This window comes from Candidatus Atribacteria bacterium, assembly GCA_011056645.1.
Taxonomy (GTDB): domain Bacteria; phylum Atribacterota; class Phoenicimicrobiia; order Phoenicimicrobiales; family Phoenicimicrobiaceae; genus Sediminicultor; species Sediminicultor quartus.
This window is the reverse complement of sequence record DSEL01000197.1, coordinates 1-8737: the sequence shown is the minus strand read 5'-3', so window position 1 is coordinate 8737 and position 8737 is coordinate 1. Positions and strand designations below refer to the sequence as shown.

Below are 8737 nucleotides of genomic sequence, written 5' to 3'. Positions count from 1 at the left end.
CCATAATAAGACGGAGTATGTAGCGATTTAAAACTAAAATACTAAAAATCAAATATCGTGTCTTTTAGGAGAGTTTGTGAGTTGACTTTTAACACAGTATCTAATTTAATATTCCACGATAGGAAAATTTGAGCCATTTGGATAAACCTGTACATCTTGGATAATGCTAATGTTGGGCAACTGTATATCTGATTGCATTACATAGGATTTTACATAAAGATAAGCTTCTTGTAAGCTGACTTTGGTATCCAGATTGCTATCCGCTGGGTAATTGCCATAATACCCACAACCTTCACACAAAGCCATAGTGAATACTCCAAAGGGATCAAAATCGCCCGGTATAACCGGCAAAAGTTCCATACACTCTTGATAGTAATGACAGGAAGTTAAAACTTTATATTGATTGGTGGTGAGCAATCCCTTAGAATCAGCTTGGGAAAATACATTAATAACCTCATTATTAAAAGTATCTAACTTTTCTTTAGAAGTTATTGTTTCATCCATTGACTTTCCGATAAATCCGCCGGAATAGCAGGAATCGAGAAAGACTACTTTAATGCCGGGTATTGCACTTAAAGCACTTTCTAATTCATCTACACTGATCGCTGAATTAGCAAAAGAAGTGAGATCAGCAGGGCAAATATAAGAAGTGTTTCCCACCAGAGCTCCATGACCGCTAAAATAAAAATAAGAAATGTCGTTACTGTCTGCACCCGAAAAAGTAGAGGAGATGTTCTGCAGAATATTTAACTTTATTGCCTGCCAATCTTTCAGATAACTGATGTTGGAAAAAATTATATTTGATGGTCCAAACCTGCATTGTTGTAAAATTTGACGTATTCTATCTACATCATAAGATGGAGCTAATAAATCGTCATTACCTTCATAATTTATATAATCACCAACCCCCACACAGAGAGCACGATATACTATTTCGTCTTGGATCGGTGGTGTATCAATGGTAATTTCTATTGTATCAGTTTTACTTATTGTTCCTTCGATGTATATTACTGTAATAGTGGTTGACCCTGCAGATAAAGCGGTAATTAATCCATTTGAATTTGCAATAGCACAAGTGGGATTATAACTATAGTAGCTGCAATTGCTCAGGGGGACATCTGCCATACTTGAATCTGAATAATATGCAGTAACAGAATTAATAGACTGCGATTCTCCTTCCTCTAAATCCATAGTATCAGGTTGTACTGTAATTCCGGTAAGATAAATTGATAAAATTGGAGGAGTGGGTGTATTAGGAGGATAGGGATATCCCCAGCAACCGGTAAGTAATAATAAACTCAACATTAGAAAAATTAGAAGTATTAAAAAGTCTTTATTTAACGATATGTAATTATACATAATTCATTGCCCTTATTATCCGAATCATATCTTATCATATCAATTCGGCATTTTTTTTAAAATCCTCTTTTTCAATAAATATTTTGGTATAAAAAAAAGATAGGCTACCAGAATCTAAAAGATAGATATAAAGGGCAGCCTATCTTTTTTGCTTTTTGTTAATTTTAATATTTTATATTAATTTGAAGTTGTTTATCGGGATTGATTTACTGATTAAGGGTAAAGATATACGTAATTTGCTCCAGGACTTATGTATTGTGTAACAGAATCATAGCCCCAAGTCCATCCCCAGTAATCAACTGCTTCAAAAAAATGATTTCCTATAGAAACATTATTTATAACGTAAGTACCTTGTAGTCTATCATTAAAATATTGATTGTAATCCATATAAAGGTCATAATAGTACGAACCAGAAACTACTAGGTAAACTGTTCCTGTGGTGGGGTAAGGCATAGGTGAGCATCCCGTAAATCCAATAGCCAATATAGAAACTACTACTAATAAGAAAATACCCTTTAACAAAACATTCTTTTTCATGAATAATTTCCTCCTTTTATTAGTATTAATTACTTAATAAATAAATTCTTCTTTTTGTATAATATTTATTAGAATCCTCCTTTCTTAAATTAATTGTCTAGTCTGGGATTATTGATTACTACTACGACACCATATTTTAAAAATCCTTCTTTTTTTTAAAAAAAATTTTATTTTTTTAAAAAATTCTTTTTTAGTGGTAAAATTTGATTTAAAAATAGCAAGTAACAGGGTCTCAGGAAAATAGAAGCGCATTGTAACGTTTTCTTGCTATTAACTGAAAGATGATTTTCTTTATATAAAAATGAAAAAATAATAACTAAGAACCATCTTTATTTCTTGTATTTAATGCTAACGACTTTAGACAAGCTAGACGCCTGCCCTACGATTTTTTTATTAAAATTGGAGAATTGGTAAATCGGTATATTTGTCAATTGAATAATTGGGGAATTGAAACTTAATCTATAATTTTTTCGACTTCTCATTTATTATATGGTATATTATTAACGATTACAAAAATAGATTTAAAATTTCATTACAAGCACTTGTAGAGTTTCAGGATTTTCGCATTAAGTTTTTTTCTATTCAAGCAAGTATCTAATTAATCTAAAACTATATGCTATACTATATAGTAACGACTATTCACTATTCACTAACAACTAATTAAAAGGAGTCATAATTTATGAAAGCTAAACAGGCAATAATTTTTATTCTAATAATCTTATCAATTAGTTTGACCGGATGTTTTTTATTTCCCCCCAGGAATGTGACTGACGAATGGACAGTAATGATCTATCTCGATTCTGATAATAACCTGGAAAGTGCGGGTATTGATGATATAAACGAAATGGAAATGGCTGGATCAACTTCAGATGTTAATATCATAGTACAAGTCGATCGAATTCCTTACAGTGTATTATCTGCTAACAATCAAGGTTATGCTGATGATATTTCTAACGGAAATTGGACTGCCACCAGGAGATATTATATTACTCAGGATTTTGATCCTGTTCAGATAAATTCTCAGTTAAAAAGTGATTTGGGTGAATTAAATATGGGTGACCCTCAAACCTTAATCGATTTTACCGATTGGGCAATGATTAATTATCCTGCTAAAAAATATCTACTGGTAATCTGGAATCATGGAGGAGGTTTCCGTTCCTTAAACCTAACTAAAGATATTGCCTGGGACGATACTAACGGAGGAGATAAGATCACTATGACTGAATTGGAATACGCCCTTTCTGAGATTAGTGCTCAGATAGGGGGAAATATCGATATAGTGGGGATGGATGCCTGCCTAATGGCTATGACCGAAGTAGCTTATCAGATAAAAGATTATGCCGATATTTTAGTTACCTCAGAGGAGAATGTACCCGTAGATGGCTGGCCTTATGATACTATACTGGCTCAACTGGTGAGTAGTCCTCTTATATCATCCGATCAGTTGGCAGCTGATATTGTTGATAAATATATTTCCTCTTACTCTTATGGCAATGTCACTCTATCAGCAATTGATCTAAGTTATATGGATACATTATCTAGCCAATTATCTAATTTAGCACTTGCCATAATGAGCGATTCTTTAACCCCTAAAAGTAAATATATTTTAGCTTCTGTGAACAGTCAGTATTATGGAGACCCTGATTTTATTGATTTATATGATTTTTGTGGTCAATTATTGTTATATTCCAATAATCTTGGAGTTAGAAACATTGCCTCAGCTATCCAGCAAAGCATAGATTACGCCATAATAAAATCGGAATATAGTGGGGGAATGGTAAACCGTTCCAAAGGGCTTTCAATTTACTTTCCCTATATTGCTTACCATAATTATTATGATAATACTAATTTTTCTCAAGACACATTTTGGAATGAAATGCTTTTATCTTTAGGGTATTAATGATATGATAATAATATGTTTAATCAAAAATATTCATGGCTCATAGTAATAATAATTTTGATATTATCTCTCTCTTTTTATTTTATTTTTAATAAGGGGAAAGAGCAGAGTATTGGGGTGCCAAAAGAAAATATTGAAGAAATAGAAGAAGAAGATATCGAAATAAACGAGGCCCCGGTGAAAATTGAAAAGGGTACCGTGGTAGGGATGAAGGCCGGGAAAAAAGAATGGGAGATCGACGCTGATAAAATATCGTTAGCCGAAGATAGAAAAAAGACCATCTTTGAGAAGATTAAAAAAGCAGTCATATTTAAAGATGATGGATCTTTTCTAAATATTCAGCTTAGTAAATGCATTGCCGATATGGGAAGTAAAAGTATGGAATTAGTAGGAGATGTTATTATCCAGACCGAAGAAGGTGATATCCTAAAAGGTGAAAGATTTTACTGGGATTCAGAAGAGAAGACCTTAGCCAGCTTAGAACCGGTGCAACTATTGGTAAAAGAAAATAATATTTCCGCTGATTGGCTAATTAGCGATGTTGATCTAAACCAGCTTGAATTACAGGGGAACGTAAAAGTAACTTTTAAAATTAACTAATCTTACCTCCATTTTCCGTATTTTCTTTACAATATATTAAATGTGTCTTATTTTTTGAATTTTTTTTTAATTGGTAAATTAGCCAATCGGTCAATTGGCGAATTGAAATACCTTATGTCTAATGCTATCACCTATTCACTAACGACTGATGTGTCTAATATAATCGAAAGGAGTTTTTATATATAATGAAAAATAACAAAAAATTTCTTTTTAATAGATTTTTAATCATGTTTTTAGCCCTGACTTTTATTTTGTTTTTATCATTTTATGCTTCTGCCCAGGAAGAAACAAAAGAGGCTGAAGAATCAGTGGTAAACATAGAAGCAGATAATGTAACTTATGATAAGACTACTGATAAAATGATCTTTGAGGGAAATGTAATAGTTTCTCAGGAAGATATCACGCTAACTGCTCAGTCTGCGGATTTTGATGTTGAAAAAAAAGTTGGCCAGATAAAAGGAGATATAAAATTAGTCCAGAGCGATATCACCATTACCGGTGAAAATCTTGAAGCTTTTCTTAATGATAAGAGGTATATCTTTCAGGAAAAAGTAATATTGGTTCAAGAACGGAAAGATAAAGAAGAGAAAGAAGATAATATTACCTGGAATTGTAATCATCTGGAGATTTTTACCGATACCCAGGACTTAACCGCTACCGGAGAAGTAAAAATATTAAAGAAAGATTATACTATTACTGTTGAACATGCAATCTACAATGATGAGGAGCAGAAGATTACCTTAACCGGCAAAGTAAAAATAGAAGAAGAGAGCGGTAGATGGATCACCGGAGATAAAGCAGTCTTTTATATTGACGGCGAAAGATTAGAAGTAGAAGGAAATGTCCGAAGCGGCATCAAATTAGATTAAAGGTAAACTTTCGTGCCAGGCACTAAAGTTTACCTTTTGGAAAGGAAGGGCGATTTTATGGGAATATTGAATTTAAAAAGAGTAATAGTTATTTTATTGGTAGTTGGAACATTGATAGGTCCTTCCGGATGTGCCAGGTGGCCTTATGGACCAGAACCAGGACCGGGAGACACTGAATATCAATTGGATATTACCATAGAGGTATCAGGAGTAATCAATTCTAATGATGGAATATATTATATTGTTATGGATGCTGATGGAAATTCAGCTACTGGACCGGAATACGATGTTTCATCCTGGGACGAAGAATTTTATTATATTAAATTAGAAGGGGGATTCTTTGATTTTGCTCAAGTAAAGGATGATTCTGAATCAATATTCTATGGAGGCAGTGTTAGTGGAAACAAGATCTATGCAACTATAGCATTAAGTGATATAGGAGATCCGAATAGTGTCGATATAAATGTGGTAACTACTGATACTAAAAATAACAACTATGACCACTTAGATAGTTATTTCAATATTATTAGTACTGTGCTTGGTGCTACTGTTACCAGAGAAGATTCAACAGATGATTCCGGGGATGGCGGAGCAGATTTTGATATAACTAAAGTAACCGCTGTAATCAACACTCTTTATTAATATAATTACCCGTCAGTCAATTGATTAATTATATAACTAGCCCAAAAAAAATGAACATGAGTTCCCTGTTTTAACGAGGATATTTCTGCTTATTTCTGTTATTACCGAAAACTAAATACTTATAAACTACAAATCCAAAAAGGTAGCGGTTATAGCCGCTATGCGTAAATTACTCCTGGTAGCACATGCCGTCTACGAGAATAAGACGGAGTATGTACCAGGTTAAAAAATAATAGAAAGAAAAATTAAACATCGTGTCTTTTAGGAGAGTTTGTTGGTTGACTTTTGACACAGTATCTAGATAGGAATTAGGCTCCTGAATCTTGGCTTTCTTCATACAATACTTGATACTCGATACGAATTAGTATTCACTCACGACTTGCATCTTGCTCTTGCAACTTGTATCTTATACTAACAACTATTCACTATTCACTAACAACTATCTTACTGTCCTCCTATAGTAATCTTCTCTGTCGGGAAAGCTTTGATATAGAATTCTACCCAGATAGACTTGGTAGCTTGTTTATAATTTAGGGTTATCTCACGACAGTGAAGGTCTCTGGTAATTCCCACCACACTATTGCTCAATTTAAAATCTTCTAAATCAAGTACACCTTTATACTTGATTCTCCAATTATCATTTAACTGCAGATCAAGTGTGGAATTTATCTTCTTAGTCCATTCCTTAGTATTTAAATTATAATAGGAACTAAAATTCATCTTCCAATCGTCTTTCGGTTCATACTCCAATTTAGCTACTAAATTTCCAAAATTTTCCGTGACAAAATTGTAGTTAGTGGATAAATCCAGCTTGATTTTTTCAGAAGGCTCTAAAGTTAATTTTCCGGTAATTGTGTTACTTACCGGGGCGATATAATCAAAATTAAAGGGAGTTGGACCTACTGTTTTATTATAATTATAGGATAGAGTAGAGGAAATATAAGGGTTGCCGGCTACTTTTAAGTCTAATTTTCCTCCCACTAAATAACGAGCTTCTCCGCTTAAATAAACATCCTGCCGAAAGATTCCCGAAGGAGTTAAAGTTAAATATTCACCAAAAGGAAAAGCTCTTTTGAGATTAATAATATATTCTCCGCGCCAATTATCTTCATCGGTAGCTTCTTCATAGAAATGTCCCACTGAGGCGTCAATATCATAAATAATCTTAGTATCTCCGATGGTATCAGCATTTTTATTAAAGACAAACTCCGGTAAGCGGTCAATTGTCTTGGAACCATCATCTCCGGTATAATCATCGCCATCGAGATCGAATCTCTTTTCATTTGTCAAATTTAAGGTATAACCATCGCCCTTATATTTTAGTTCCCATTTCGGTTTTAGTTCCAGATCTGCTACTTCCTGACTGGCTTGATTTTTGTCAGTGTAAATTAAAGTGAGGGCAGAATTTAAATTATCACTAATAGTATAGTCATGTTTTAAGGTTATATTACCGTCAACATTTAAATTTTCCATATCTTTTCCGCTAAAATTATATTTACCACTTACCTTGAGATTATATTTTTCTCCTTGTTTATCAAGAGTAAATTGAGTTTTTAAATTATTGCTAATAAGTTCTCCCTCTTTGGCTTTTACTCCGCTATAATCCAGGGTTAATTGTGTTTCAATTTTATTATTAAACTCTTGATCATATTTTACCTTACCGGTAAGATTTATTTTTCCGCTATCTTTTTCTTTGATCTGATACAGGTAAAGAGAGGTTTCTCCAGGGTTATCTTGACTACCTATTTCCCAGGTATGTTCAACCCCCGTTCCGATTCCTTTCTTTTCCAGCCAATCAATATAAAGGGTGCCGTAAGATTTTTCATCAATATAATAGTTAAAAAATGTTTTTATAAACCAGCCGTCTGTACTATTTTGTCCTATTTTGGGAAGAATAGGTTGTTGAGTTTTGCGGTCTAAAAAGATTAAAAAATAGGGGAGGGTAATTATTTTTTTCTTACCTTCATACCAGGAGATGTGACGGGCAATTATCTTGTCTTTAGGGTAAATAATCATTTCTTTGGCGACTATACGATAGTGCGGTTCTTCTAATTTACAGGTGGTAAAACTTCCTTCAGTAATTTCCACGGTTTCCGGGAAATTTTCCATCTTAGCCCCCTGATAATACACCTTTCCCTCGATACCCTCTCCGGTTATTTGACCCTTTAATCGTAGTAAAATTGTTTTTTTGGTTTTCCAGTTATAGGTAAGTTCTTCACAGTGAGTTTCAGTTTCGTCTTGTTGAAAAAGAACCTCTCCGGAAGCGAAGAAAAGATGGGTAGTTAAATTAATGTTCAGGTGTTCAGCTTTTACCTCAATATCCTTATATTTAAGATGAACTTCTTCTTTGGCGACAATCAGATCTTCTCCTTCAATCTTTTCATAAGTAATATATTCGGCGATGAGAGAAATATCCAATTCTTTTTCTGTTTCTACTGTTTCTTCTATCATGGTGCTTTCGTTTATATCTATGGTGGTTTCTTCGATTGCCGGTGTTTCTTGCACCTCCGGTGTGATAGTTGACTCTCCAGTCTCTTCTATCTCTTGGGCAAATGATATCATGGTGAGCCCTAAATTCAAGCCCCCAAAGTTCATCCCTAAAATTAGTGCAGCTATTACTAAAAAAAGTCCTATATTCTTTGCCGGCATTATTGTCATAATCAAGACGTCCTTTTAATGATTATATATAATTTTTACTAATTGATTGGTTACTCAAACAGGTTTTAGATTCACTGTATTTTTTCACTATAGATTATATGCTATATAATAACGAATAATATCATATACTAAATTAATCGGTGAATTGATAAATCGGTCAATCATATTATAT

Annotated in this window: 7 protein-coding genes; 4 read left to right on the top strand and 3 right to left on the bottom strand. The window is 33.3% G+C overall.

The genetic code is table 11. From position 1 onward, the window contains the following. Positions 1-105: 105 nt before the first annotated feature. Entirely contained in the window at positions 106-1359 is a 1254-nt protein-coding gene (locus tag ENO17_09365) for a hypothetical protein (protein ID HER25243.1), read from the bottom strand. Positions 1360-1572: 213 nt separating this feature from the next. Then, a complete protein-coding gene (locus tag ENO17_09360) occupies positions 1573-1896 on the bottom strand; it encodes a hypothetical protein (protein HER25242.1) in 324 nt (107 codons plus the stop codon). A 679-nt stretch (positions 1897-2575) separates the two neighbouring features. Between ENO17_09360 and ENO17_09355 the strand changes: the two genes are divergently transcribed. The 4 genes from ENO17_09355 (at position 2576) to ENO17_09340 (ending at position 5907) form a co-directional block, all read left to right on the top strand. Beyond that, positions 2576-3796: a hypothetical protein gene (locus ENO17_09355; protein HER25241.1), complete on the top strand. Its 1221-nt coding sequence runs from the start codon at positions 2576-2578 to the stop codon at positions 3794-3796. 15 nt (positions 3797-3811) lie between these two features. After that, entirely contained in the window at positions 3812-4396 is a 585-nt protein-coding gene (gene lptC, locus ENO17_09350; protein ID HER25240.1) for an LPS export ABC transporter periplasmic protein LptC, read from the top strand. A gap of 185 nt (positions 4397-4581) precedes the next feature. Continuing rightward, a complete protein-coding gene (locus ENO17_09345) occupies positions 4582-5265 on the top strand; it encodes a hypothetical protein (GenBank protein HER25239.1) in 684 nt (227 codons plus the stop codon). A gap of 57 nt (positions 5266-5322) precedes the next feature. Continuing rightward, positions 5323-5907: a hypothetical protein gene (locus tag ENO17_09340; GenBank protein ID HER25238.1), complete on the top strand. Its 585-nt coding sequence runs from the start codon at positions 5323-5325 to the stop codon at positions 5905-5907. A gap of 444 nt (positions 5908-6351) precedes the next feature. On the opposite strand, the gene ENO17_09335 is transcribed toward ENO17_09340, so the two are convergent. Next, positions 6352-8565: an LPS-assembly protein LptD gene (locus tag ENO17_09335; GenBank protein HER25237.1), complete on the bottom strand. Its 2214-nt coding sequence runs from the start codon at positions 8563-8565 to the stop codon at positions 6352-6354. Positions 8566-8737 lie beyond the last annotated feature (172 nt).

Excerpts from the sequence above, each read along its gene's own strand:
- ENO17_09340 (HER25238.1), top strand. The coding sequence starts at position 5,323 with ATGGGAATATTGAATTTAAAAAGAGTAATAGTTATTTTATTGGTAGTT.
- ENO17_09345 (HER25239.1), top strand. The coding sequence starts at position 4,582 with ATGAAAAATAACAAAAAATTTCTTTTTAATAGATTTTTAATCATGTTT.
- lptC (HER25240.1), top strand. The coding sequence starts at position 3,812 with ATGTTTAATCAAAAATATTCATGGCTCATAGTAATAATAATTTTGATA.
- ENO17_09365 (HER25243.1), bottom strand. The coding sequence starts at position 1,359 with ATGTATAATTACATATCGTTAAATAAAGACTTTTTAATACTTCTAATT.
- ENO17_09355 (HER25241.1), top strand. The coding sequence starts at position 2,576 with ATGAAAGCTAAACAGGCAATAATTTTTATTCTAATAATCTTATCAATT.
- ENO17_09335 (HER25237.1), bottom strand. The coding sequence starts at position 8,565 with ATGACAATAATGCCGGCAAAGAATATAGGACTTTTTTTAGTAATAGCT.
- ENO17_09360 (HER25242.1), bottom strand. The coding sequence starts at position 1,896 with ATGAAAAAGAATGTTTTGTTAAAGGGTATTTTCTTATTAGTAGTAGTT.